Origin of the sequence: Flavobacterium sp. K77, from assembly GCF_021608205.1 — a bacterium.
GTDB classification, from domain to species: domain Bacteria; phylum Bacteroidota; class Bacteroidia; order Flavobacteriales; family Flavobacteriaceae; genus Flavobacterium; species Flavobacterium turcicum.
On the sequence record NZ_JAKIHO010000011.1, the window covers coordinates 1 to 26,743 of the forward strand.

At 34.2% G+C, this 26,743-nt stretch carries 21 protein-coding genes, 1 tRNA gene and 1 pseudogene; 14 read left to right on the forward strand and 9 right to left on the reverse strand.

Going from position 1 to position 26,743, the window contains the following annotated elements; all coding sequences use genetic code 11:
- On the reverse strand, positions 1–4,508 hold a 4,508-nt coding region (locus tag L1S34_RS14160; RefSeq protein ID WP_236364674.1), incomplete at its 3' end, for a DUF11 domain-containing protein.
- 438 nt (positions 4,509–4,946) lie between these two features.
- On the opposite strand from L1S34_RS14160, the gene L1S34_RS14165 reads away from it, so the two are divergent.
- On the forward strand, positions 4,947–6,299 hold the full coding sequence (locus L1S34_RS14165; RefSeq protein ID WP_236364677.1) for a sensor histidine kinase: 1,353 nt from the start codon (positions 4,947–4,949) through the stop codon (positions 6,297–6,299).
- A 26-nt stretch (positions 6,300–6,325) separates the two neighbouring features.
- Positions 6,326–6,964, forward strand: coding sequence for a response regulator (locus L1S34_RS14170; protein WP_166133942.1), 639 nt, complete (start codon positions 6,326–6,328; stop codon positions 6,962–6,964).
- A 38-nt stretch (positions 6,965–7,002) separates the two neighbouring features.
- Here L1S34_RS14170 and L1S34_RS14175 read toward each other — a convergent pair whose 3' ends face one another.
- The 3 genes from L1S34_RS14175 to L1S34_RS14185 all read right to left on the reverse strand — a co-directional run bounded on the left by L1S34_RS14175 (position 7,003) and on the right by L1S34_RS14185 (position 10,690).
- Positions 7,003–7,848 carry an EamA family transporter gene (locus L1S34_RS14175; RefSeq protein WP_236364679.1) on the reverse strand — a complete coding sequence of 282 codons (846 nt, stop codon included), beginning with the start codon at positions 7,846–7,848 and terminating at the stop codon, positions 7,003–7,005.
- Positions 7,849–7,971: 123 nt separating this feature from the next.
- A complete protein-coding gene (locus L1S34_RS14180; RefSeq protein ID WP_255710831.1) occupies positions 7,972–9,429 on the reverse strand; it encodes an AAA family ATPase in 1,458 nt (485 codons plus the stop codon).
- A 142-nt stretch (positions 9,430–9,571) separates the two neighbouring features.
- The gene (locus L1S34_RS14185; RefSeq protein ID WP_210789713.1) at positions 9,572–10,690 is read right to left on the reverse strand and encodes a vWA domain-containing protein; all 1,119 of its coding nucleotides are present in this window, start codon (positions 10,688–10,690) and stop codon (positions 9,572–9,574) included.
- A gap of 330 nt (positions 10,691–11,020) precedes the next feature.
- Between L1S34_RS14185 and L1S34_RS14190 the strand changes: the two genes are divergently transcribed.
- Positions 11,021–11,653 carry a hypothetical protein gene (locus tag L1S34_RS14190; RefSeq protein ID WP_236364680.1) on the forward strand — a complete coding sequence of 211 codons (633 nt, stop codon included), beginning with the start codon at positions 11,021–11,023 and terminating at the stop codon, positions 11,651–11,653.
- A gap of 123 nt (positions 11,654–11,776) precedes the next feature.
- Positions 11,777–12,235: a hypothetical protein gene (locus L1S34_RS14195; RefSeq protein WP_236364682.1), complete on the forward strand. Its 459-nt coding sequence runs from the start codon at positions 11,777–11,779 to the stop codon at positions 12,233–12,235.
- A gap of 92 nt (positions 12,236–12,327) precedes the next feature.
- Here the strand turns inward: L1S34_RS14195 and L1S34_RS14200 are convergent, their stop codons facing one another.
- From L1S34_RS14200 to L1S34_RS14210, 3 genes are read right to left on the reverse strand one after another with little or no spacing between them, the layout of a single operon-like run.
- Positions 12,328–12,711 carry a YchJ family protein gene (locus L1S34_RS14200; RefSeq protein ID WP_236364684.1) on the reverse strand — a complete coding sequence of 128 codons (384 nt, stop codon included), beginning with the start codon at positions 12,709–12,711 and terminating at the stop codon, positions 12,328–12,330.
- Between the two features lie 7 nt (positions 12,712–12,718).
- Positions 12,719–12,961 carry a hypothetical protein gene (locus tag L1S34_RS14205; RefSeq protein ID WP_236364685.1) on the reverse strand — a complete coding sequence of 81 codons (243 nt, stop codon included), beginning with the start codon at positions 12,959–12,961 and terminating at the stop codon, positions 12,719–12,721.
- A gap of 18 nt (positions 12,962–12,979) precedes the next feature.
- Positions 12,980–13,129: a hypothetical protein gene (locus tag L1S34_RS14210; RefSeq protein ID WP_236364687.1), complete on the reverse strand. Its 150-nt coding sequence runs from the start codon at positions 13,127–13,129 to the stop codon at positions 12,980–12,982.
- A gap of 320 nt (positions 13,130–13,449) precedes the next feature.
- Between L1S34_RS14210 and L1S34_RS14215 the strand changes: the two genes are divergently transcribed.
- Both L1S34_RS14215 and L1S34_RS14220 read left to right on the forward strand, forming a co-directional pair.
- The gene (locus L1S34_RS14215) at positions 13,450–16,296 is read left to right on the forward strand and encodes a PAS domain S-box protein (protein WP_236364689.1); all 2,847 of its coding nucleotides are present in this window, start codon (positions 13,450–13,452) and stop codon (positions 16,294–16,296) included.
- Positions 16,293–16,694, forward strand: a complete 402-nt coding sequence (locus L1S34_RS14220; RefSeq protein WP_236364690.1) for a response regulator — start codon at positions 16,293–16,295, stop codon at positions 16,692–16,694. The genes L1S34_RS14215 and L1S34_RS14220 overlap by 4 nt, the downstream gene beginning before the upstream one ends.
- A 28-nt stretch (positions 16,695–16,722) precedes the next feature.
- Here the strand turns inward: L1S34_RS14220 and L1S34_RS14225 are convergent, their stop codons facing one another.
- On the reverse strand, positions 16,723–17,277 hold the full coding sequence (locus L1S34_RS14225; RefSeq protein ID WP_236364692.1) for a hypothetical protein: 555 nt from the start codon (positions 17,275–17,277) through the stop codon (positions 16,723–16,725).
- 86 nt (positions 17,278–17,363) lie between these two features.
- On the opposite strand from L1S34_RS14225, the gene L1S34_RS14230 reads away from it, so the two are divergent.
- The 6 genes and pseudogenes from L1S34_RS14230 to L1S34_RS14255 all read left to right on the forward strand — a co-directional run bounded on the left by L1S34_RS14230 (position 17,364) and on the right by L1S34_RS14255 (position 21,428).
- The gene (locus tag L1S34_RS14230) at positions 17,364–17,609 is read left to right on the forward strand and encodes a hypothetical protein (RefSeq protein WP_236364694.1); all 246 of its coding nucleotides are present in this window, start codon (positions 17,364–17,366) and stop codon (positions 17,607–17,609) included.
- Positions 17,610–17,745: 136 nt separating this feature from the next.
- A complete protein-coding gene (locus L1S34_RS14235) occupies positions 17,746–18,186 on the forward strand; it encodes a KTSC domain-containing protein (RefSeq protein ID WP_210789734.1) in 441 nt (146 codons plus the stop codon).
- Positions 18,187–18,401: 215 nt separating this feature from the next.
- On the forward strand, positions 18,402–19,166 hold the full coding sequence (locus L1S34_RS14240; protein ID WP_236364696.1) for a DUF4369 domain-containing protein: 765 nt from the start codon (positions 18,402–18,404) through the stop codon (positions 19,164–19,166).
- An 18-nt stretch (positions 19,167–19,184) separates the two neighbouring features.
- A pseudogene (locus L1S34_RS14245) lies at positions 19,185–19,571 on the forward strand (TlpA family protein disulfide reductase); the annotation flags it as partial.
- 173 nt (positions 19,572–19,744) lie between these two features.
- A tRNA-Tyr gene (locus L1S34_RS14250) sits at positions 19,745–19,828 on the forward strand.
- A gap of 289 nt (positions 19,829–20,117) precedes the next feature.
- Complete coding sequence (locus tag L1S34_RS14255) at positions 20,118–21,428, forward strand: site-specific integrase (RefSeq protein WP_236364699.1); 1,311 nt, start codon at positions 20,118–20,120, stop codon at positions 21,426–21,428.
- A gap of 389 nt (positions 21,429–21,817) precedes the next feature.
- Here L1S34_RS14255 and L1S34_RS14260 read toward each other — a convergent pair whose 3' ends face one another.
- Positions 21,818–22,096: a DNA-binding protein gene (locus tag L1S34_RS14260; protein ID WP_236364701.1), complete on the reverse strand. Its 279-nt coding sequence runs from the start codon at positions 22,094–22,096 to the stop codon at positions 21,818–21,820.
- Between the two features lie 1,444 nt (positions 22,097–23,540).
- Between L1S34_RS14260 and L1S34_RS14265 the strand changes: the two genes are divergently transcribed.
- Together L1S34_RS14265 and L1S34_RS14270 are read left to right on the forward strand one after the other, a co-directional pair.
- Positions 23,541–24,614 carry a DUF932 domain-containing protein gene (locus L1S34_RS14265; protein ID WP_236364703.1) on the forward strand — a complete coding sequence of 358 codons (1,074 nt, stop codon included), beginning with the start codon at positions 23,541–23,543 and terminating at the stop codon, positions 24,612–24,614.
- A 1,328-nt stretch (positions 24,615–25,942) separates the two neighbouring features.
- Positions 25,943–26,743, forward strand: an 801-nt coding sequence (locus L1S34_RS14270; RefSeq protein WP_236364705.1) for a hypothetical protein, incomplete at its 3' end; no start/stop codon positions are given.

Sequence of the window (26,743 nt, forward strand, 5' to 3'; positions counted from 1 at the left end):
GCAGTGGCATTGCCATTGTACACAGCTGTTTTTACTAAAGCTACGCTTGATGTTTTTGGAAGATTCGTTACCGTTGCGGTATCATTTGTTGTAGTCGTTCCTGAGGTATCGGAAACTGTTACATTTGATGGATCTGTCGCGCTTCCTACGGCAGAATTCGTAACCGTTCCCGCATCGATATCAGCTTGGGTAATGGTATAGTTTTGAGTTAAAGTACCGCTGGAATTTGGTGCCAAAGTGCTCGGACTTACCGCTACATTGGTCATTCCTAATTTAGCATCCGTAATCACGGCATTGCTTAAAGTAGTAATTCCTGTGTTGGTGATAGTGAAGGTATACGTAATGGTATCGCCTACTTGAGCAGCTGTCGCATTGCCATTGTAAACTGCCGTTTTCACCAACGCTAAGCTTGAAGTGCTTGGCGCAGAAGGAACTGTCGTTACTGTCGGCGTATCGTTTGTAGTTGTTGTTCCCGAAGTATCCGAAACTGTTGCATTTGATGGATCTGCTGCGCTTCCTACGGCAGAATTCGTAACAGTTCCCGCATCGATATCGGCTTGGGTAATCGTGTAGTTTTGTGTTAATGTTCCGCTGGCGTTTGGAGCCAAAGCACTCGGACTTACCGCTACATTGGTTATACCCAATTTAGCATCACTTACAACTGCATTGCTTAAAGTCGTATTCCCTGTGTTGGTGATAGTGAAGGTATACGTAATGGTATCGCCTACTTGAGCAGCTGTCGCATTGCCATTGTAAACAGCTGTTTTAACCAAAGCTACGCTTGATGTTTTTGGAAGATTGGTTACCGTTGCTGTATCGTTCGTAGTTGTTGTTCCCGAAGTATCTGAAACTGTCGCATTTGATGGATCTGTCGCATTTCCTACTGCCGAATTGGTAACACTTCCCGCATCGATATCGGCTTGGGTAATCGTGTAGTTTTGTGTTAAAGTGCCACTTGCGTTGGGTGCCAAAGTACTCGGACTTACAGCTACATTGGTCATACCCAATTTAGCATCGGTTACAACCGCATTGGTTAGAGTGGTATTGCCTGTGTTGGTGATGATGAAGGTATACGTAATAATATCGCCAACTTGTGCAGCTGTCGCATTGCCATTGTACACTGCCGTTTTAACCAAAGCTACGCTTGATGCGCTTGGCGCAGAAGGAACTGTCGTTACCGTTGCGGTATCGTTCGTAGTTGTTGTTCCCGATGTATCTGAAACTGTCGCATTTGATGGATCCGTCGCGCTTCCTATTGCAGAATTCGTAACAATTCCCGCATCGATATCGGCTTGGGTAATCGTGTAGTTTTGTGTTAAAGTGCCACTTGCGTTAGGTGCCAAAGTACTCGGACTTACCGCTACATTGGTCATACCCAATTTAGCATCGGTTACAACCGCATCAGTCAGAGTTGTATTTCCTGTGTTGGTGATAGTGAATGTGTAAGTAATCGTATCGCCAACTTGTGCTGCTGTAGCATTGCCATTATAAACGGCTGATTTTACTAAAGCTAAGCTTGAATTTTTTGGTAAATTAGTAATTGTGCTATCATCATTATCAACTGCGGTACCTGAAGTATCTGAAAGAGTATTATTGTCCGGATCTTGCGCAGTTCCTACTGCAGAATTGATTACACTTCCTGCATCAATATCTGCCTGGGTGATAGTGTAGTTTTGAGTTAAAGTTCCACTTTCTGATGGTGCCAAAGTACTCGGACTGACAGACACATTGGTCAATCCTAATTTTGCATCTGTCACAACAGCATTGGTTAACGTAGTATTTCCTGAATTAGTAATCGTGAATGTGTAGGTAATGGTGTCGCCTACTTTTGCAGCAGCAGCATTTCCATTATAAACTGCCGTTTTCACTAATGAAACTGTATTTGCTTGTCGCAGAGCTGTGGCAGTACATGATGAACATGATGGATTAGGTGGGCAATCAACGCATGGAGTTGGATCGGTAGATGTTGCTGTCACTGTCGATCCAAAAAAAGTACGTGCGGTGATGGTAGCTAAATTGTAAACTACACCTGCATCAATATCCTGCTGAGTTATAAAATAAACTGCTGAGTAAGAATTTGTATCCGCTGCTCCTGCTGGCATAGAGGGAATCGGAAGTCCGGAGGTTACGGCATTATTATCGGTAAGGGAGACGTTTGTCAAATTTTCATTACTTGTATTTTTAATTTCAAAAACATAATCAATTTTATCTCCAACATTTACAAGACCGTCACCATTAAAATCATTGTAAGTACCATCCTTTGTAAGTAAAAGAGAAGCAGAAAAACAATTGAAATTTCCAGTAGCACCATCATTGCTCTCCGAAGTATTTACAAAAGCACCATAAACATTGATAGAATTAATGACTGATGCTAATCCATTTACGCTGATTCTAACCTCATCAAATTCTTGTGATGTTTTAAAACCTACATTATAAACACCTGGTAAAGAACCTAAAACATTTATTCCTAGTGCCGCAAGATCAATTAAATTCGCAGCTGATTTTGATTCAACCAAGATTCCGTTGTTATATGTACTAATTGTTAATGATTGAAACAAGTCTACTTGTGCCAAGGTACCCAAATCATCAATAACAAATCCTGCAAAAGTACCAGGAGGATAGGTAAACAACTGATCTTGCACAGCAATAGAACCAGTACTTCCTACACCTGCAACTAGAGTTATATTTGCAAAATCGTTAAAATCAGCCGTTACAACATTTGATGCATTTGTAACATCACAACCCACACAAACGACCCCAGAAATTCCGCTACGAGATGAATTAACTTGAACAGGAAATTCTGGATTTGATAAAAAATAAGTAGTATCACAAACTACGGTAGGTTCACAAAATTGCTGAATAACTGCATTATACACCCGAATGGTTCCGAAACTTACTGCTACTGTATTTTCAAAATTAATTTGAACTTCATCATAGTCAGTTGATGTCACAAAACCAAGTGTTTGCCTTCCTGAACCAGTCAGTAAATTAGATCCTACTGCTACTAAAGCTCCTGAACCTGATTTAGTTTCTTGTACTACTCCGTTTAAGTAGGTTTTAATTGTAATACCATTTAATGCGTCTACGTTGGCTAATGCTGGCGTTTCGATGTCGAACCCAGCAAATGATCCAGAAGGATAATCTGTTATTTGATTTTTAACAGCAAGCTTACCAATAACACCAACTCCTACTGTATTATTGATTGTCGCAAAATTTGAAGAATCATTATCTATCAAAAATTGAGTATTAGTTACATTACAACCTACACAAAGTACACCATCAAAGCCTGTATTTGCAGAATTTACAAAAACAGGATATAGCGGAGCGGTCATAGCTGTTGGTGTATTACAAAGTAAATTAGGACCTGCGCAAAAATTTTGTAAAACTGAACCGTAAATTCTAGTTGTGCCTAAATTTAATGTCAAAGTTTGATTGATTATAAGCCGAACCTCATTAAAAGTTTGAGATGCAACAAATCCTAATGGCGTGCGATTACCTGCATTTAATAAGCCCGTATTAGCAATTAAATTACTCCCGCTACTTTGTTCTCTTAAAATGCCATTTAAGTAAGTTGCAACAACTACATTTCCCAAAGCGCCAACTGTAGCTAAATTTGAATTTTCGATTTCAAAACCTGCGAATGTGTTTATTGGATATACATCTACTTGATTTTTTATCGCAAACGTCGCAGTTGCCGCTACACCAAGATTAAAATTTAAAGTTGCAAAATCATCTGAATCCGAGTTAATAGCATTTTCAGCATTGGCAACAGTACCTAATCCAACTCCAGATATTCCTGTCACCGTTTGGTTAATAGCAACTGGAAAAGTAGGCAATTGAGGTTTTGTACTCACATTACAATTTAAAGCTGGGCCAGCACAATACTCTCTAAGGACTGCATGGTAAATTTTGGTAGAACTCAATGCTGAAACACCGGATCTAAAAACAATTTCTATTGCATCAAATGCAGAAGACGTATTAAAACCTACAATAAAATCGTTTGGATTACTTAATACATTTAATCCTAGTAAAGAGGCACCTGAAAAAGACTCTAATGGTTGACCACTCAAATAGGTGACTATACTTATACCGTTTAGTAAATCTAAATTTAATAAACCTACAAAGGGTTGGATTTTAAATCCTGCAAATGATCCAGCAGCATAAACTGTATTTCCATCAGTAACTCGCAAACGATGTGTAGTACCAACTCCCAGTGCCCCAAAACTCGCGGTTGCATTATTGGTCTCATCTGCATCTATCAATCTGCTTTCGTTTGCTATAACGCAGCCCAACAATGAAGAACACACACCTGATGTTGAAGAACTAACCGATAAATTATCGAAATTGGTAGTCGTAAAAGAACGAGGAACTTCAAAATTGCATTGGCTGTATGCAATATTAGTACTGAAGAAGAATAAACCTAGAATAACTAGCGACAGCAAATTTACTTTTAAAGTCTTATCAAGTTTTAGCCAATTCAAAATGGATGGTAGGTAGCTCTGTTTCATAAGGACTAATTTTAGTTAAATCGATAAAAGCTTGGCGTTGTGTGGCTACGCATGCAGCCTAACACTAATCTATTTATTACTTGATTTTAGGGTTTAGTTAAAATTAAGGTAATCTTTTAAGGAACAGTAGATTATCCTGCGAATAAAAAACTACCAATTCATAAAAATAAATGGAGTTTAAAATCATCGTAAATAAATATTAAAACTGACACTTTCTTACAAATTTTACATGAACTGCTCTTTTTTAAGCAATTAGACATATCAAATAACAAAGTTTTTTATTACATTTGAGAAGTATCAACAATCTTAAAACGCTAACACTTGTACAATACATTACCAAAACTGAAATTGAAGGCATTAAATCTCCGGCAAGTTATCAGTATAACAGTTATAGCTTGTACCGTTTTAATTCTTGTGAATTATTTTACAATTAAGATAATGTCAGCCACTAGATCTTACGTAAATGGTGAATCCCTTTACTCTAAAGGTCACAACAAGGCAGTTAACAGCTTACTCCTATTTTTGTTCACTGAGCAAGATTTGTATTGGCAACAATTTGAAGATGGTTTAGCAGTAAATTTTGGAGATGAAAAAGCACGAATTGCTATGCAAAGTGGCGCCGAAAAAAAGATTGTTAAAAATGCATTAAGTGAAGGAAAAAATTCTGTTGAAGATTTAGACGATATGATTTGGTTGTTTAATACCTTCAAATCAGTACCATTTTTTAAAAAAGCTATTTATCACTGGGAACTTGGTGATCAACTAAACAGAGAACTATTTCAACTTGGTCAGAATATCCATCAGGAAAGTAACAAAAATAAATTAAATGAAAATTATCGATCTGAAATGGTTGTGAAGATTAACGTATTGAGTTCTAAAATCGAACTTAATCAAGATGCATTTTCACAAAGTTTTGGCAATGGTACACGCGCCACAAAAAAATACCTTATTTGGTTCAATGTAATTTTCAGTTTGATTCTCATCAGTACAATCACGCTATACTACTATGCTATTGCCAAACGCATCCAAAGATCGAAATTAAAGATAGGCGCTCAAACAAAACAACTTTTAAGCACTATTAAGGATTTAAAAAAAACCAAATACAATCTGTCAAAAGAAATCATCCAACACAAAAAAATTATTGGAACCATAAGTCACGACATACAAAGTCCCTTAAAATACATTCAGGTCATTGCAAAGCACTTATTAGACAATCCGCAGCAAGGCACTTTGTCTAGAAAATATATTGCTTCCATCTATAAATCAACAACGCAATTGAATGATTTTACAAAAAATCTAATCGATTACTCTAAAATTTATATTGAAGAACGACACGGCGAAAAAAAGACCTATTCAATCATTGAACTAATTGAAAATAAAATTTTATTCTTTGAGGAAGTTGCTGCTAACAATGCAACAGTTTTAATTGCAGAAGTAGCTCCTGATTTATTATCAAATATCAACAGCCGAATCGTTTCGGTAATCCTTCACAATCTAACGGACAACGCGGTCAAAAACACACACAACGGGACAATAACTATTGGCGCTAAAATAGAAAACCAAAATCTTATATATTACGTAAATGACACAGGGATAGGGATGAAAGAAGAACAAATAAACTATTATATGACACTTCAAAACAACCGAGACCTTGAAAAATTAATACTAAGCACCTACGGAATTGGTTTACATTTAGTGCTAGAATTACTCCTAATCATAAAAGGAAAAATACATTTTGAAAGTAATTTAAGGCAAGGAACAAAGGTAATGGTTACTATACCACTTGAGTAATTTGTGTAGAATTAAAATAGAATACAATGCAAAAAAATATCTTAATCGTTGATGATCATTTTGTAGTAAGCACAGGAATTTCAATAATATTACAGGAAAGATTCCCTGAATTTAATATTGATACTGCCGATACTTACTTTGAGTTACTAGCTAAACTAGAACAAAGTACCTTGGATTTAATACTTCTGGATATCAATATTCCGGGGGGTAAAAATACCGATATGATTCAAGAAATTAAGAGAATGCAACCCGAAGTAAAAATTTTAATGGTTTCAGGTTATGACGAAAAAACTCATGCCTGCCCATACATAATGGCTGGTGCCAATGGATATTTGAATAAACTTTGTGATAAAAATCAAATTACAACAGCTGTTGATTTAATTTTACAAAACGGATCTTATTTACCACCAAGTACCCTTCAAAATTTAATTCAAATAAGTACCAACAGAAACAGCTTGAATCCATTAGAGCAACTATCCAAAAGAGAAAAAGAAATTACGGAATTGCTGATTTTAGGAGACGGTAATATTGAAATAGCTAACAAACTTGATATTAATTTAACTACTGTTAGCACACACAAAAACAAAATTTTCAACAAGTTGAAAATCAAAAACGTGATAGAACTTTCTCAGCTAAGCAATAAAATGCCTGGTTTAAACAATTAACAATTTCAAGATACCGGAACTTTATAATTCTACTGTTTTTACGAAAGAACTATCAAAATAATGGCAGCAATTGCAGCAATAAGTCCTACGTAATTAAGCTTGGATAATTTTTCCTTAAAAGCTAGTACGCCCACTACACTGCCTAGCACAATAACTCCCATGTTCATTCCTGCGAAAACAGTTGAGGGATTTAGGGCAAATTCTTGGTGTGCTTTCAAATAAAACAAAATATTCCCGAAATTAAACAGTCCGACAGCAATACCAAAAAGAACGTTTTTAAAAACAAATTTTTGCTTTTGAATACCTATTTGATACAATAACACCCCAACCATAATTGTTAGTGAAATCGCGAAAACTACAAATAGAGATGTGGTATATGGCAAAGTAGTATGCAGTGCCACTTGTTTGAACAAAATATCAATAGCACCAAAACCTACCAATACGATCGCAGGATAAATCCATTGCGCATTTTGATCTTGATTCGGCTTATTTAAAATACAAAGCAACGCCGGAAAAGCAATAACTAATGCACTTACTTTAAAAACAGAAAAGCTCTCGCCAAAAAGTAACCAAGCCGCAAGGATGGGAATAAACAATGACAAGCGCTGAGCTACATCGGTTTTTACAATGCCTACTTGTTGAATTGATTTTGCTAAAACTAAAAAAATAGTAGGTAGTAATATACCAAGAGGAACATACAATTTCCATGGAAAAACGACGGTTTCATCTGTGAAATTAGGTTCAAAAAATAAGTAACAAAGTAGTACAGCAGTAGCATAATTAAAGGCTACAATTTGTTTCGGATTTGCATCATAACGGCGTGACAGTTTGAAGATAACCCCAACGGTAACACTGCAAACAACACTTAATAGTAAAAACAACATTTTATTTTATTTTGAACTGCAAAAATACATTTTTTAAAACGCTACACACGCAAGTTTTTTTTGAATGACTTTTTAAAATAAGATGTAAAAAAAGGGTTTAACCGAAGCTAAACCCTTTTGAAATTATAGTTTACTGATAAAACTACCGTAAATATCTTTGAACTGATAACCTTCTGCAAAGCGGTCTTTACTTAGTTTTTTATATTCAACTAATCCCCACAAGATAAATTCTTTCATGAAATTTTGATCTTGCTTTTCTAACTGCGGTTGGTATTTTTGAATCAAAGCATCCAATGGAGCGATGTTACTCAAAATTCTTTCGTATTCTGCATTGCTGCAATCATCTAGCAACTCAAAACCACTTTCGGCAAAAAACCACTCAATAACATCAGTGTATGGCGTTTTTTGATCTTGTTTTTCTAACTTTTCAATTTTCGGAAAAAAAGCTGGAAAAAAAGTATGTATCGCATCATTAAGTAAATGTTGTGCTACGGCTGCAGCTCCCTCTTGCTCTCCTTCGTAAACCAATTCTACCTTTCCGGTAATGGCAGGAATGATTCCCATAAAATCAGACAAGCGCAAGGTCGTTTTGTCGTCTCCTGCTCGCAAAGCACGACGCTCCGCAGTGCTCAATAAATTTTCAAAAGCAGTAATGCTCATTCGGGCACTTACTCCGCTTTTGTTATCGATATATTCACTTTCTCTTGCTTCAAAACTAATTTGCTCCAACAAATCACGCGCTAATGAAGGCACGTAAACCAATTCGCTCTGATTTACATCGAGCTTTGCTTCTTGCTCCGTGATGGTGCGCGCAATTTTAATCGATTCTGGATAGTGCGTTAATATTTGAGAACCAATTCTGTCTTTTAAAGGCGTAACAATGCTACCGCGATTGGTGTAATCTTCGGGGTTTGCGGTAAAGATAAATTGCATATCGAGAGGCATACGCAGTTTAAAACCACGAATTTGAATATCACCTTCTTGCAGAATATTGAACAAAGCAACTTGAATTCGGGCTTGTAAATCTGGTAACTCATTGATTACAAAAATACAACGATTAGCACGCGGTATCATGCCGAAATGAATGACACGGTCGTCAGCATAAGATAGTTTTAAATTGGCAGCTTTAATAGGATCTACATCTCCAATTAAGTCGGCGACAGTTACATCTGGCGTGGCTAATTTTTCGAAAAAGCGTTCGCTACGGTGCAACCACGCAATTGGTGTGGCATCGCCTTGTGAGGCAATTAAGTCTTTTGCAAAACGTGAAATGGGCGCTAATGGATCATCATTGATTTCAGAGCCAGCAACGAAAGGAATATACTCATCCAGCAATTCAATCATTTTGCGAGCCAATCTCGTTTTAGCCTGACCGCGTAAACCTAATAAATTGATGTTGTGGCGCGATAAAATAGCGCGTTCTAATTCTGGAATTACCGTGTTTTCAAAACCGTGAACGCCTTCAAAAGTTGTTTTTCCTGATTTTATTTTATCGCGTAGGTTGTTGCGCAATTCGTCTTTGATACTTTTAGTTTGGTATCCGGCTTGTTTTAATTCGCCAAGTGTTTTTATGTGGTTCATTGAGATCTATTTTGAAAATGTATATTATTTTTATGGTATTCGAGGTTGCGTTAGGGATGACAGCGGCATCCTTTTGTGTAGCGATAGCGAAACAAAAGATATAGCGTACAGCCCGACCCGCCGCGGCGGGTAACGCCCTACTCTACTTTATTCTTTTTTTACGATTGGTTTCATAATCCTCAAAAATCATTTCGCCTAAACCTTTTAATCCGGTGTAAAAGGCTTTCCCTTGATTGGACTCCGTAAATTTATTGACGAATTTTTGCAAATACGGATCGTTGGCAATCATGAAAGTTGTAATCGGAATGTGTAACTTTCGAGCTTGTTGCGCCTGATTGTAGCATTTGTCAACTATGTATTCGTCGAGACCGTTGCTGTTCATGTAATATGATCCGTCTTTTTCACGCACGCAACTTGGCTTTCCATCGGTAATCATGAAAATTTGTTTGTTGGTGTTTCTTTTTCGACGCAAAATATCCATGGCTAATTGCAAACCTGCTACGGTGTTGGTATGATAAGGTCCGACTTTCAGGTATGGTAAATCGCGAATAGCAATTGTCCAAGCATCGTTACCAAATACCAAAATATCAAGAGTGTCTTTTGGGTAGCGCGTGGTGATTAATTCGGCCAACGCCATGGCTACTTTTTTGGCGGGCGTAATACGATCTTCGCCGTACAAGATCATACTGTGACTGATGTCTATCATCAATACGGTACTCATTTGAGCTTTGAATTGTGTGTCTTCAACAATCAAATCATTTTCGGTGAGCATAAAATCGGCCACACCATTGTTGATTTGGGCGTTGCGTAAACTCTCTGTTAACGAAATGCGCTCGAGACCATCGCCAAAATGAAATTCGCGAAACTCGCCCGTGTGCTCATCACCATTACCGCTATGTTTGGTTTTGTGATTTCCGTTTCCAGCTCGTTTTAAGTTTCCAAAAATAGTATCTAAGGCTTGCTGGCGAATGGCTCTTTCTGTTTTGGCAGTAATTCCTAAGCCTGGAGTTCCATCGTCTTTGATTTCCTCACGTAGGTAACCTTTTTTCTTTAAGTCTTCGATAAAATCATCAATGGTATAGGAATCATCTGTGAGTTTGTACTCTACATCAAGTTCTCGCAACCAATCAATAGCTTCATCAAAATCACCTGAGGTATGGGTAATTAGCTCCTTGAATATACCAAAGAGCCTATCGAAGGGCGACTGATACGGCGCCTCGTACGACTTGAAGTAAAATCCTTTAGTAGTCTTGTTTCTCATAATTGTTAAAATTACGGCTTTTTAAAAGTATGTTGTAGAAACGTTTATTAATTTTTAGTTAAAAACTTTTGGTCACTAATTTGACCATTACGGAATGTAAAAAGTTGTTATTTTGAAATAATTAAAAGTAAAAAAACCTACAAACCATGAAAAAAGATATCTTTGATTTAGAAAACAAGGTGAAGAAATCCTTGATTGCAGAATAGTATGGTAAGACTAATCTGGGATTTACTTTTAAAATTTTACAATCATTTCTGTCTTTTTTACATTTCGAACCAGATAATTACACCTTTTAAAACCATAAATCAATTCCTCAAAATCAATTAAAAAATGAAAAAATCAATTCTCTTTTTGACATCATTATTATTTACGTGTTTCGTTGTTCAATCACAAACCTTTGAAGGCAAAATTGTTTATCAAAACAATATTAAAAGTAAATTACCCAATGTAACCGATGCTCAATTTGCAGCAATGATGGGCAATACAATGGAGTATTTCATAAAAAATGGTGATTATAAAACGATTTCTAATGGTAGCTTACTGCAATCTCAAAATTACATTAATTCCGAAAACAAGCTGTATACAAAAATGTCGAATTCCGAAACATTTATGTGGAATGATGGCGCTGTTAATCCGGACGAAGTACTCAAGGTAGAAATTAATAAAGCGGTTACTACTGTGGTAGGCTATAGTTGTGATGAAGTAATTTTAACCTGCAAAAGCGGTATTCAAAAATATTACTACAATGCCAAAATAGGCGTAGATGCTGATAAATTTGTGAATCATAAATTCGGAAATTGGTATGCCTTTGTATCGCAATCAAAAGCATTACCTTTAAAATATATCATTGAAAACCCTCAATTTTCGATGGAAGTAACTGCCACTAGTATTGAAAACAAAGTTTTAGAACCTAGTTTTTTTGCTTTACCAGCAAATGCAAAAACGGCTAAAAACCCATACTAAATAACAAAAAAATAATATTTTTCATATAATACTCCCTATTAAGCTTGTTTTCATTATGTTACTACACTAAAAATGGTTTAATATCGTTGTTATCAAAAGAATAACCACCAAAATTTTTAAAAGATGAAAACCATTAAAACAAACATTTTACTTGCATTGTTGTTCATGTTAACAACAGCAATGAGTTGCAGCGATGACGACTTAAACACTAACGGAAACGATGTAGCTGCAATAGTAAGCATCGTCAATCAAGGAACTTGGGCAGTGAGCTATTACTATGATAGGGATCACGAAGAAACCAATGGCTTTGCTGGATTTACATTTACATTTGAAGGGAACAATACCGTTACAGCTACAAATGGAACAAATACTTACAAAGGAACTTGGTCCGTTACTGATGAAAACAGTAATGATGATAGCCCTAACGATCTAGATTTTAACCTTGCATTTACATCGCCGGCTCAATTTTTAGAAATTTCTGATGATTGGGAAATTATTGAAAAATCAGCAACTGTCCTAAAACTAAAAGATGTAAGTGGTGGAAATGGCGGTACAGACTTTTTAACCTTTACTAAAAAATAAATGTACAGTACAAAATAAAAAAGAGACTTTAATAGTCTCTTTTTTATTTCCATTTCATATTATCTTCGATTGCTTATTTGTAAAGTGAGCACTTAAACAAAAATTCCATCCACGTAATACCAAGCCCCATTATCCATAACGAAACTTGATCGTTCGTGATGTAGGCATAAAACCTTTTCCTGATTATGGTACCACGCTTTAAACTCAACGATATTATCATGTGCTTCAACAATTTCCAATTTCAACCATTCATTTTGAGTAGCCCAAGTTAAATAATCTTCTTTTGAGTGGTATTTTTGCTGAGACGAATGAGTAGTTATCATTAAATATTCTGCATTTCGCAATGCAAATGCACTGTAACGAGAACGCATCAAAGTTTCAGCAGAACGGACTTTTGAATGCTCTAAATGAGCTAATTGACAGCAGCCAGAATAGTTTTTTCCAGAACAGCATGGGCATAAATCAGTTAAGTTCATTCGTATTCTAATTTATCATTGAACTCGAATCATTTAAACCAACAATTTTTTGCTGCAACTGATTTAATAAAACTTGGTATTTACTTATTTCAATTAAATCATCATCTTCATCAGAATAATCGAGTAATTCATCTAATTCATCACTCACATCTGTCAAAGTTAGTAAGGCATCTTGTGCATTCTTTGTAGCAATGCAATCAATAATATGCTGCACACTCTTTTTTATTTCTTCAAATTTAGGATTTTCCATGTATGCTTACTGTTTAACTTATTCTTGATTGTTTTTATCCTCGTTAAATTTTTTGGTAATTTGCTTCAATTTCTCTTTTCTTGCAATTACCGCTTTCTTTACTTTATCCTGCGCTTTGTGCAATTTATCATTGTGTTTTTTGATGTTGCGTTCGTTATTTCTTCCCACAGTATTTTATTTATATATTTTTTGTTTTGCTTGGCAAAGTTCGTCTTTATTGTTCAAACAGAATTATTTTTTTAACATTGTTTCATCTTGATTTATTCAATTAATAACTTAATAAATTGATTGTTAACTATTTAAATTACTACCATTAAGAAGAAGTATACTTTAACATTAATCAAAAACTAAAATATTATAAATTTCTTATTTTATTCCTACAAAACAGTTGTCAGAAAATTTAATTTTCTATCTTGCACATAATAATAAATATTTTTCTTATATTTATTTGCTGAATGCTAAAGCTTTGTTAACATATCTTTTGATGCATGAACTTTGACAAAAAACACAATAAGCTCATTTCTTGGTTTTTAGAAAGACCTGTTAGCACCAGTTTCCTAACATTCTTGTTTTTGAGCGTCGTAGCAGGGTTCATTGTGCACCAGCAATACCAATTACTAAAGGAACACGACCGAAGAGAAATGAATAATATTCTTCAGGTTGTACATCAAAACATTGAACAATCGCTTAAAAATTATACCACTACTACCCTCACATTAGCGCTATCGATAAACGATCAGGGAATCCCAAAAGACTTCGAATATGTAAGCAAGCGATTAATTGAATCTAACAAATCCATATTTGCTGTACAATTAGTACCAAACGGTGTAATCAAATACATTTATCCTTTGGAAAAAAACAAGGCAGCAGTTAATTTAAACATTTTAACCGACCCTTATCTAAAAAATGAAGCCCAGCAGTCTATAGCAAAGCGTAAAATTTATTTTGCAGGGCCTTTAAAACTGCGTCAGGGAGGCCTAGGAATTGTTGGTCGATTTCCTATTTTTTACAAAAATAAATTCTGGGGATTTTCTGCTGTTGTTATAAAATTAGATACCTTTTTGGATGTTTCAGGGATTAAAAACATTGATAATTCAAAATATTATTTTCAATTTTCAAAGTTTGATACCACTCTTCAAAAAGAAGTTTTCTATTTGCCAAACGCAAATTATGACTTTTCGCAGCACTACAATATATCTAACAGAATTTCAGACGGGGATTGGAAATTATACTTGATATCTAAAAATCAAAATTATTTATATTCCCAAATTGTAATTCCAGGAGTAATAGGTATTATCATAGCAGCACTATTAGGTTTTTTAGTATATCGCCTACTTAATTTACCTAGAGAATTACAATCATTGGTTACTATACAAGCTACCAAATTATTAGACTCTGAAATCAAATTTCAATCTATTTTTGATCAAGCAGCGCTTGGGATTGCTCATGTAGATGCTAATACGGGAGATTTTATAGAAATAAACAACCAATTTTGTTCTATTTTAGGCTACTCGCAACAAGAAATGAAAGAGAAAAACTTTCAGAATATTACGCATCCAGAGGATTTGGCATTAGATTTACAAATGTTAGGACAATTAATGGATGGTAAAATAAAAGAATATGCGGTAGAAAAAAGATATTTTACCAAAAGCGGAACCATTGTTTGGGTACATTTGACCGTTTCACCCTTACTAAAAAATGATAAAAAATTAAGCTCTGTTATTTCAATTGTAGAAGATATTTCACAAAAAAAAGAAGCTGAATTTTTAATAAAAAAGAATGAAACTCGCTTTAAAAGTCTTTTTGATGATTCTCCTTTGCCACTACGTGAAGAAGACTTTTCTGCAATTAAAAACTATTTAAAAGAAAATAATCTTTACAAAAAAAACAAAACACTTTTAGCTGAATTTTTCACAAAAAACCAAGACGTGGTAAACAGTTGCTATTCATTAATAAAAGTTATAAACGTTAACAAAGCCTGCCTTAAATTATACAAAGTTAAAACGAAAGAAGAGTTAATACAGCACCAAGCAGTTTTACATAACATGCATTCTAATCAACATTTTATAGAAAGTTTAATAGGCATATCACAAGGAAAAAAGCAGTTTTCTATTGATACTCAAATGAAAAATGCGGAGGGTGAATATAGAGATATCAATTTAAGATGGAATGTTATTAAAGGAAATAAAAGAAGTTTTGAACGAGTAATTGTGTCTAGTGAAGATATTACTGAACGACTTACTTCTGAGAAAATTATTTTGGAAACCAAACAAAAAGTAGAGTCCTTAATTAATACTATTGATGGAATTGTATGGGAATGTGACGCTGACACTTTTTCATTTAATTTTATTAGTCAAAAAGTAGAACATATTTTAGGATATACGCCCGAAGAGTGGTTGGCCAATCCTAATTTTTGGAGTGACCATATTTATCAAGAAGATACAGCTTGGGTACAAGAATATTGCAAAACAAAAACTGTAAGTAGTGAAGACCATGACTTTGAATACCGCATGATAGCCAAAGATGGCTCGATTGTTTGGTTGCGAGATATAGTAAATATTATTTATGAAAACGGAAAAGCGGCCAGTTTACGCGGCATTATGATCGATATCACCAAAGCAAAGCAAGCACAAGATGAATTGAATAATTCATTTACTATCGTTAGCGAGCAAAACAAGCGTTTACTTAACTTTTCTTATATAGTTTCACATAATTTACGATCACATACCAGCAATATTGCCTCTGTTGTAGCTTTGATAGAATCGTCTGAATCTGAAGAAGAACGCCAAGAAATGATGGAACTTCTAAAATCTGCAAGTGAATCATTAAACGAAACCATGTTGCATTTAAATGAGGTAATTAATATTCGAAATAACCTCGGATTGATATCCGAAACTTTAAATTTGAGGGATTATGTTGGTCGAGCTGCTGCTGTATTAGCTGACGAAATCTCAACTCAAAACGTTATCCTGCAGAATCAAATTCCTGATAACATTTTAATAAAATACAATCCGGCATATTTAGAAAGCATTTTATTTAACATTATTTCCAATTCCATTCGATACCGAGATAATTCGCGTCAACCTGTGATTACAGTTAGCCTGCATGAAGAGCATAAAAAGAAAGTTATTCAAATTACAGATAATGGAATCGGGATTGACTTAGTGAAGAACGCAGACAAAATATTCGGAATGTACAAAACCTTTACATCACACGCTGATGCTAGAGGAATTGGCTTATTTATAACAAAAAACCAAATTGATGCAATGGGTGGAAACATTACAGTAGAAAGTGAACCTAATATTGGTACAACATTTAAAATTTATATACAATGATCACAAAAAAATCAATATGGATTGTAGATGACGACCCAATTTATCAAATTATTGCCAACAAGATAGTACAGCGATCTGCCATGTTTTCCGAGGTAAGTACGTTTAAAAATGGTCGAGAAGCCATGGATATTGTGTATCAAGTTTTAGAAAACAAAAATACAATTCCTGACATTATATTGCTAGATATCAACATGCCTGTAATGGACGGTTGGGAATTTATGGAAGAATTATCGACTTTAAAGCCGCAAATTCAAAAAGAATTCTCAGTTTACATTGTGAGTTCATCTATTGCGGTAGAGGACAAAAGCAAATCGAAAAAATACAATGATATTTTGGGTTACATTTCAAAACCAATATCAGTTAATGACCTAATATTAATTGCTTCCAAAGACGAATAATACCAATCTGTCGAGATCGAAACGAAGTTTAGTTACCTAACATAACTTCGTTTTTTATTTCATCTAAAGCTTTATCAGTTTCAATTAACCTTGTAATTATTTTTCTTCGTAATATATCGATGTCTTCCTCATCAAAGTATTTTGCCCAAGATTCTAATTCGAGTAAATTCCGAATTTGTTTGATACGTTTTCTTGTATCAAAACTAGTCCTTAGTACTGCTTTTTTATCATACAAATGGTTATTTACATGTTGATATTGAACTGTCTTATTTTCAAAATCAGCTTCTAAATAGTATAATCGATCAGTTGCGTTATCAGGATAGAAGGAATCCCATTTAGCAAAACCAAGTTTTCTTTTTCCTTGCGTTTCAGGTTTCATAGGCTCCAAGCGCCACTTACTATTCGCTAGGCGTCCCCAATGATTTGACAAACGGTACATTCCTACTTTGGTGTAATAATAAGTACTACCTGCTTTACTTTCGTACTGTATTTTTAAATGTTCAATAGCAGTTAATTCTACTTCTGTAAACACACAAAAAGTATTTTTAAAAGATCCGGGACGTGGTTTAAAATCAAAATTCATAACGCAAAGGTACATACAACTTATAAAATAAAACAGAGCTAAGGATATTTGCATAACTTTGTAACCAGAAAACAAATAAAAGAAACATGACAAAATCTCAAGACGATAAGATATTACAAAAAGGAATTTATACAGGAATTATGGAGAAAGACGACAAAAACAATTTTTTTTGCGGCATTTATCTCCTTGATTATAAAATGGCTTTAAAACACACATTAGGAGATTTGATCACAATTAAATCTGTAATTGAAAACCCAAGTGATATCAGTCATGAACAATATCCGAAAAAATCAAAAAACTTTGACAAAGCAAATCATAAACCACAACAGTAAAGAAAACTAAACTTTTACACTAATTTTTTAGGTGACAAACGTGAAAAATAAAAAAAAGTGTACCTTTGCAAAAAATTGTCGATTTTGAAATCAAGATCTATTCATTTCATCTTAAAAGACAAGTAGTTACATATTTATGAAAAAAATAGTTGAATACCGCAAATTGCTTAATGTAGACAAAACTGCAGAGCTGAAAGATTTAAAAACCATTTATCGCAATGCGATGAAAGAAGCTCATCCTGATAAATTTCAAGGTGACGAGGCTGGATTGAAAGCAGCAGAAGAAAACAGTAAAAAAATTATTGAGGCATACCATTTCCTTGTTAGTATCAACCCAGAAACTATCAAAGCAAATTTACCTGAATACACTGAAACAATTTCTACATCAACAATTACAGATTATAAATTTGTTGACGGTAGATTAATCATCAATTTTTCAAATGGTAGTGTTTACGAATACATTAGCGTACCAAAAGCAACTTATGTAAAAATGGTAAATGCTGACTCACCAGGTCGTTTTGCTAAAAGACATATTTTAAATGCTTACACTTGGAGAAAAACAACAAACCAAGATTAAGGTGAATTTCTAAATATAAAAAAGCATTCTTGTTCCAAATAAGAATGCTTTTTTTTTGACCATTAAATTGTGAAATCAACAGTATACAATTTGATAATTTGACTTTTAGATACAGAATAAATAGTAAATAATAACAAAAAATTAGGTTGAAAAATTATTTTTATTTTACAATTTTTAAATACTTTTGCAACCTTAACTCAATTAACTAATTAATAATGAAAAAAATAATTTTATTACTTTCAGCAGCCCTTGTTTTTATTTCATGTAGTAAAGTAGGAAAAGATGAGTACTTAATTACAGGAACTGCAAAAGGAATTGACAACGGAAAAACAATCATTTTAGAAACTCAAGATGTTACTGGAATGATGTTGGCAAAAGATACTGTAAAAGTTGAAAACGGTAAGTTTGAAATGAAAGGAAACATTACTGAGCCTGCTTTTTATACACTTCAATTAGAAGGTGCGCAAGCAAAAATTCCTTTTATCCTTGAAAATGCCGAAGTTGTAATTGAGATTAACAAGGACAGCATCCAAAAATCAAAAGTGTCAGGAACATATAATAACGACGAATACATGACTTTTAACGAAGAAATTACAAAAGTGCAAAAACCACTTATGGATTTCCAAACTAAAAACATGGCAGCAATGCAGGCAGCTCAGCAAAAAAATGACCAAACTGTCATTAACCAATTGATGGGAGAATTTGCAAAGATTCAAGAAGATGTTACTACTAAATCTAAAGCAAAATACAACACTTATGCTGAATCACACCCAAAATCATTCATCTCTGCCCTAATCGTGCAAGGTATGTTGAATGATCCAAGTATGGATATCGCTAAAGCTGAAAAAATGTACAATAGCTTAGACGAATCTTTGAAAAAAACAAAACCAGGTTTAGCAATCAAAACTAAATTAGCGGAAATGAAAGCTCCTGCTGCCGTTGGCGCAACTCCTGCTCCAGCTGCACCAGCTGGTAACTGAAGAGCAGATTTTTCAGCACCTAATCCAGAAGGAAAAGTAATTTCTTTGAAGGAAAGTTTGGGCAAAGTTACAATTGTTGATTTTTGGGCTTCATGGTGTGGACCATGCAGACAAGAAAATCCTAATGTAGTTGCACTTTATAAAGAACTTAATAGTAAAGGTTTAAATATCATTGGTGTTTCTTTGGACAAGGATGCGAAAGCGTGGAAAGAAGCAATATCAAAAGACAAGTTAACTTGGAACCAAGTTTCTAATTTAAAATTTTGGGACGAACCAATTGCTGCACAATATAAAGTCGAGTCTATACCGGCCACTTTTATACTTGATGCCTCTGGAAAAATAGTCGCAAAAGATCTTCGAGGCGAAGCATTACGTGCAAAAGTTATCGAATTACTAAACAAATAATGCTTTAAAAAGCAGTTTATAAAAAAATCTCCTTCATGGAGATTTTTTTATTTTATTCAATACCAATACGTTAAAAAAAAGTACAAAATTAAGTTCATTTTTTGTTTGGAAACATCAAAACAGTTCCTATATTTGCACCCGGTTAGCAAAACAAGTACACTTGTTTAAGTCTTGGGGAGATACTCAAGCGGCCAACGAGGGCAGACTGTAAATCTGCTGTGTAAACTTCGCAGGTTCGAATCCTGCTCTCCCCACCAAAAGGGTAAAAGAAGCAAAAAGGCAACTTTTTCAATCTTTTCAAAAACCCGCAAAAAACGTGGTAAAACCTGCAAATCCTAGGATTCGCAGGTTTTTTTATTTTAAAGCACTTTTCAATATTTATAAAAACGCTCAAAGTTTCTATGGCAAAATCGTGGCACATTACCGTGTTCGCAAAATGTGCCACAGAATACCACTTAAACACTAGTAAATACAGAGGTTAACGAGGTTAACGACTTGTTTTTTTGATGCTATAATTCTACATTTATTAATCTAAAAAGTTGAATTATGTTAGAGAGCAGCTTTGGGTTGGTTTTCTTTTTGAAAATTCCCCGCAATGAAAGTAAAATTAGAACAGTTTATCTTAGAATAACTGTAGATGGAATCCCTAAGGAAACATCCACTAAACGAAAATGGGACAGCGCCCGCTGGGACCAGAAAATCGAAAGGGCTATCGGCACCAAAGAAGATGCGAGATCCCTTAACTTTTTTCTCGATTCACTGATTTTAAAAATCAATGAATACAAGACCGAAATTATGTACAGCGGAAAACCGATAACTTCCCAAAAGATCATGGATTACGTATTAGGAAACGTAACTCCAAGGGTTAAAGTACTGGAAGAATTTCAAAAACATAATGATGAAATGACTGCCTTACTGGGAAAAGGATATGCTAAAGGAACTCTTGATCGTTTTACCATTACGATAAATCATTTAAGGTCATTTATTCGATTTAAATTTAATGCTGATGATATTGAATTTACAGATCTAAATCTTGAATTTATTAAGGACTTTGAGTTTTACCTGAGAACAGTTCGAAATTGCAGCAATAATACCACGCTCAAATACATTGCTAATTTCAAAAAAATTGTCATTCGCGCAATCGATAAGGAAGTTATCCTAAAAGACCCTTTTAAAAACTTTAAAAGCCGAAAAACCAAAATAGTTAAGAAACCTCTTTCCACACAAGAACTGTATGAATTGGAAAGGCATTATTTTACCACAGAAAGACTTAATGTCGTCAGAGATGTATTTGTATTCCAATGTTACACGGGATTGGCTTATATCGACGCATATCAATTAAAAAAAACCGATATCAAAGATGGTATTGACGGGAATTCTTGGATAATGTCTGAAAGACAAAAAACAGGTTCTCCTACCAATGTCCCACTATTGCCTCAAGCACTCAAGATAATTAAAAAATATAAAGAACACCCTCTGTGCTTACAGCGTGGCACAGTTTTACCAGTTTCTTCAAACCAGAAAATGAACGAGTATCTCAAAGAGGTTGCTACTCTATGCGGTTTTCCCTTCACACTAAATACACATATGGCACGTCGAACCTTTGGAAGTACAGTTACATTAAACAATAATGTCCCCATTAATGTAGTTAAAGAAATGTTAGGCCATGCGTCTATTAAACAGACAGAAGCCTATGCAATTACAGAACAGATAACCATTGGACGCGAAATGTCACTGCTCAATAAAAGACTGACTAAAACGTCTCTAAAGATGTCCAAAGTAGATTTGGCTGTACTTTCTAGATTAGAAAAAGATATAAAAGCAATTAAGGAAAAATATAATATACTGTCATCTTAAGTCAGATACTGAAACATAAATAAATAAATAAATAAATAAATAAATAAATAAATAAATAAACAAATAGTAAAACAAAGAGGTTATCTCACTAGTTATGAGATCACCTCTTTTCATGTAGTGTAACTTCACTCCTATAGTCTGGATGGTATGAAGGGCTATACTTGAAATATCCAAAATCTTGAAGCTGTTTAAAATATTTATGGTATGTTGGCAGTGTATTTATATGCGACAATGCCATTATTTTACTGCGACTGACTTTAATTCTCTCCCATTGTCCCTGCCTATAACCTAAATTTACAATTGCCGCTAAAATGGCCAGATGCCAAACATTAAGCCTTGTATCGTCCATACAAATGGACAAATAGTGCATGATTTGGTCTTCACTTGGTTTATTTGTCTGGTTCATTATTGAAAAGTTTCTGAAGATCTTCTTTATTATAATAATACGAACCCAGAACTTTTTTAAATCGAACTTTCTGTGTCACTCTGAGATTCTGCACTGAACCTGCAGAGATATCCAGCAGCTTTTTCACAGCCTTACTTTTGAGCCACTGTGGCTGTTCTAATTCCGTTTGCACATGAGTAGACTCTTGTACTATAATTCGCATTTTATCTAATAATTGCAGACCAAACTGCCTTAAATCTTCTTTTGTTATAATTTCTTCCATTACATTCTTTTTAAAATTTAATTGTTGCATATTTTTATTTACCAAAAAATAAATTCATGTTTTTTATTTCTTTTATTAATCGGTACAACTACTAAATTATTAGAATGATATAGAAATAATAGATCTTCGGCTTTAAAAGGAGATTCTTGGCTAAGATTGGCTATTCAACGACTCTTGGTAATTAATCTTAAATAAAGGCAACGCCAAAATTGCTTTCAAAAACTAGCGTTAGGCAAACGAATCATCCTCGTGTTGAAGAAGACCCCTCAGCTATAGTATTTTGTAATTTTTGCCGAGAGTTTTTTTGCAATTTTCCTTATTTGAAAATAGGTTTCAAAAAACATCAAAAAATAAAACAAAGAATCCCAGTTAAAATTCCATAAAACGTTATTTTAACTGGGATTCTTCTTTCTGTCTATTTAGGTTTATCGGCAGATAGTTTGTTCCTTTTTGGACCACTATTGTACCACTCAAAAAAAATCTACATCAAGATTTTTTTTGTGAGATGATGATAGACAGAGACATAATGGGACACAAAATAAGTCACATTATAAGTTCTAACATTGAGGTTATCACAATTTGTGAGCAGTGCAAAAAACAGTTCAAAATGAGAACAACGCGCACACACTCTTGTTCTCACATTTGCAAAAGCCGTGGTTATAAATCACTGGTGAACAAAGGAAAAGTAGAAAAAACCAAGAGCGTGATTGTTCAGCTTTAAACACAGATTTGGAAAAAATAAAGCAACTTGAATTTTTAAAAATTACACAGGTAACTCTTCATTTTTAAATCAGCATAAGTACGCTTTACAGGTTAATTAACAATAGACAACTGGACATTTCATAGTTTGGCAAAAGAACTGTTATCCGGAGATCTAAAATCCTTTTTGAGCTGGCACTTAATACTGATGAACAACAATATAATTATTTATCCGCATAACAAAATCTGCATCAGTAACATGTACTCTTGTAAACTTTATAAATTATGATAAAATCCTAAATATAGATTTAGAAGTCTTAGGATAATGATCACCTTTTATGATAATCAGAACCATTTGGTAACCTCTTCATTACTTCCACTTCATTTTTAAATTCAATAACCACTATGCTTTTGTCTCATTTCAGCAGCAAAGGTATTTCCGTGTCCTTAACGCAATAGCAAGGCCTTGCCCTTTAGGTTTGTCAAAAAATCTCCACCCCTACGGGTTGTATTTTTTATCAAAGCCTTGCTCTTGCTAGACACTAACCTTTTTTTGCTTCTGAAACGAAACATAGCATACTCCGGCTCTTTAGACGAATAAAAAAAATGTCAGCAATGAGAAATAAAATATTACAAATGGATTTGATGAAACAAAACAACACCTCCTCTCATTGCCAAATAAAATTAAAAAAAAAAAAATTAATCCGCAGTAATAAAACAATTATAAATTTTAAATCATTATGTCATGGCACACAACATTAATTTCAACGAAAAAACAGGAAAGTACAGTTTCTTCTCAGTACAGCAAAAAGCGTGGCACGGTTTAGGCCAAATCGTGGACCAATACCTAACAAGTAAAGAAGCAATCCAGTACGCAGGATTAGATTACGAAGTCGTAAAATCCCCCTTATTTACAAAGTGTTCGGGTAGTATCAAAACCACTACCGACATAGCGATGGGTAGTAGCGAATTGGAAGTACCCAATTACTTCGCCAACATTCGTACCGATAATAATACCGTTTTAGGAGTTGTTGGTAAAGACTATCACATCGTACAAAATCGTGAAGCATTTAATTTCTTTGATGCCATTGTAGGCGGTACTGATGGGATTTTGTACGAGACTGCAGGTGCTCTAGGAAATGGAGAACGCATTTTTATCACTGCTAAATTACCGGGCTATATTCGTGTTGGCAATGGTGATGATGTTACAGAAAAATATATTTTCCTAACTACTTCACATGATGGAAGTGGAAGCATTACAGCCGCCTTCACCCCTATTCGTATTGTTTGCCAAAATACCCTCAATGCCTCGCTTCGAAATATGAGCAATGTGGTACGCATCAAACATACTTCGGGAGCAAAACAGCATTTGGAAAATGCACATAAAGTAATGGGCTTAGCAGATACCTTAAGCAACCAGTTAGAAGGCATCTTCAACCAGTGGGCTAAAGTAAACGTGACTGATCAAGAGGTAAAAAAACTAATCCAAATGGCTCTTTGCCCGAACAAGGAAACCTTAGATTTGCTTAAAAAAGGTGCTGAAGATGAAGTTTCCACAGTCTTTAAAAATGTAGTACAAGATGCTTTTGCATACGCTATGACAAGCGACACTCAAAACATGAACACCACAAAAGGCACATTGTTCGGAGCGTATAATGCTGTGACAGGATACTATCAGAATGTACGTAACTACAAAGATGACGAAGCCAAGTTGCAAAGCATCGTAATGGGTGGAACAGCTCAAATCAAATCACAGAAAGCATTTGAATTGTGTACCTTTTTCGAGAAAATCGGTTCAGATGTTTTCAATTTTAACTAATCTAAATGTATTACCACAGGTGACCGCCAAGGGGCGGTTACCTTTTTTTAATTACTGAGAATAAACGTGACAAATTTATATAGCTTTCCAATTGCATTAATAAACCTTACAAAAGTAATCCGTGTAACAAGACACTATAAAAAAAACATATATGGTTCAGAAAACATCTTTATTATCTGCATCATAATTCAAAATGAGTAATGTCGTGAAAGGAGATTTGCTTAAAAATTCCTGTTCAAGCTCAGTTGCTTATTCATTTTTGTGCAATATATTTCTTTATACTACATATACAATCAACTTTTTTATGATCTGAAGCAATTTTGTACACATCGCGTAAAAACAACCAAAAAGCCAAAATCGGGCCGCAAAAAGACACTTCCTTCCTCTGGTCGGGAGAGTCTTTTTGCGTTTAATTGGTGCAACCAGTTTTATAAAATGTTTCGCTCCATAAATTCCTCTAACACATTTTACAAAACAGATTGCAAGATTAAATTGATGGATATTCAGTATCTCATCTGTTATTTAACAAACTTGTTTTTTCTAAGAAAAAAACCAAATGAAAGCAAAAGAACGATTCATTTTGTGTATCACACTCTGTTCCCCTTCCATAAAAATTTAAAATGATATTTATCGAGACAAATTTCATTTTTATGAAAAAGTACTAACTGAATCGATCTTTTACACATGCCAGACAAACTTGATATTTTCTCATAAATTTAAGAATAGGAAATTCAAATATCCTAAACTATTTCTGTATAATTTAGCCAGTCACGGAAACAAAATTTGAAAGTTTTCTCTAAAAAAATAAAATCCATATCCTCCCGTAAACTAAAAAACAAATCAAATTTCAAAAATTACTTTTTACGTTTATGGACTACTCCAAAAGACATCAAAAAACAACACTAAACGTACATGAAAATCAAAATAACCATAATTACTTTTAAATCAATTACTTAATAAATAAAACTACCCGACGGGTAGTCGGCAAAACTACCCATCGGGTAGGCAGTTTGTACTAGGTTAATATAAAAAATTATTTGAAATTTGTTAACAAAGAAATATCACTATGGAAATACTAGTAAATTTTTTAAAACTCCTTTTTCTAAAAAGAGACGAAGCTATTTACACATGCTTTCAAAACAACATAAAACTCACCGATAAAAATATCAACGAAGTGAGACAAATTTTGAAACACAAAAAAATATTGTGAAAAAATCTTATTTCAAAAAAGCATTAACAATTCATATAAAAATGTTAATTTTTAACAAATAATACAAAACCTAAGTAAAAAATTTAACGCAATTAATGTATTCCAAACCAATAAATTTATGAAAAAAAAATTATTTATCCAAAGCATTATCATGCTCATGTTATTCCTAAACAATAATTATGTTCTAGGACAGTGTAGTACTTCGCTTACTTCAGCTGCTTCAGCAACCAATTTGTTAACTACAACAGGGCAGTCTTTTCAAGTTTCTTGTACAGTCACTTTAGGAACAATATCTTTTACACCAACAGCAGGTTCTAGTGTAGATGTATTCAATCCAGGTGAAGATATAACTGTTGGAGTACGTTTGTTAAATGCAGGAGGAACTGTTCTTGCCACTGGATCAATTGCAGGTCAAACCACAACAGATTCATGGGGTCCAGGAATTACTAAAACTTTTGATTTTACAACTGCCAACATAAATTTAATTGCGAACACCACATACCGTTGGGAACTTTATAATAATTTTGGTACACTTTATCTTTTAACTTTCTCTAATTCAAATCTTTATACAAACGGTACTGCCTTTAATAATGGAGTTGCGCAAACATCTTCCGATTTTCATGGTTGGACTGTTAACGTGATTGCTGGCGCACAAAATACTTTTTCAATCGGCAGTAACATTAATGTTGTAACCTCTGGAAACGTAACTATCAATTACAAAGGTGGCGCACTAACCAATAATGGAACCATCTCCAATAACAATGGAACCCTAGCTTTTTCAGCACCTGTAACTTTTGCAGGAACTGGTACTACTAACATAAGAAACCTCAAAATTGAACACACGGGTAGTAGCCGCTTAAACAACCGCATCAATGTCTTTGGAAGTGTTGACGTTAGCAACGGAAGCTTGAATGCCAAC